The organism is Pseudomonas sp. PSB18, from assembly GCF_014596565.1.
GTDB lineage: Bacteria > Pseudomonadota > Gammaproteobacteria > Pseudomonadales > Pseudomonadaceae > Aquipseudomonas.
Genome location: NZ_NOIN01000027.1, coordinates 1 through 657, shown reverse-complemented (window position 1 = coordinate 657; position 657 = coordinate 1). Strand labels below are relative to the sequence as shown.

The 657-nt window shown below is 48.1% G+C and carries 2 tRNA genes and 1 rRNA gene; all 3 read left to right on the top strand.

What is annotated here, in order from left to right:
- A 16S ribosomal RNA gene (locus CGA22_RS27015) occupies nucleotides 1-118 on the top strand; the annotation flags it as partial.
- 122 nt (nucleotides 119-240) lie between these two features.
- Nucleotides 241-317 (top strand) — tRNA-Ile (locus tag CGA22_RS27010).
- A 10-nt stretch (nucleotides 318-327) separates the two neighbouring features.
- Nucleotides 328-403: transfer RNA gene (locus CGA22_RS27005), tRNA-Ala, on the top strand.
- The last annotated feature ends 254 nt before the right edge of the window (nucleotides 404-657 follow it).

The following is a 657-nucleotide window of genomic DNA, read 5'->3' as shown; positions in this document are numbered from 1 at the left end:
TGCACCAGAAGTAGCTAGTCTAACCTTCGGGGGGACGGTTACCACGGTGTGATTCATGACTGGGGTGAAGTCGTAACAAGGTAGCCGTAGGGGAACCTGCGGCTGGATCACCTCCTTAATCGACGACAGCAGCTGCTCCATGAGCTCCCACACGAATTGCTTGATTCATTGAAGAAGACGATAGAAGCAGCTTTAAGCTCCAAGCTGATAGCTCACGCTAACAGTTACAAGCTCGAAATTGGGTCTGTAGCTCAGTTGGTTAGAGCGCACCCCTGATAAGGGTGAGGTCGGCAGTTCGAATCTGCCCAGACCCACCAATTTTGTTATGGGGCCATAGCTCAGCTGGGAGAGCGCCTGCCTTGCACGCAGGAGGTCAGCGGTTCGATCCCGCTTGGCTCCACCATAAACTGCTTCTGCTGCTGAAAGCTTAGAAATGAGCATTCCATCAAGACGATGGTGAATGTTGATTTCTAGTCTTTTGATTAGATCGTTCTTTAAAAATTTGGGTATGTGATAGAAAGATAGACTGGACGTTACTTTCACTGGTAACGGATCAGGCTAAGGTAAAATTTGTGAGTTGCTCTCATGAGCAAGATCGAATTTTCGGCGAATGTCGTCTTCACAGTATAACCAGATTGCTTGGGGTTATATGGTCAA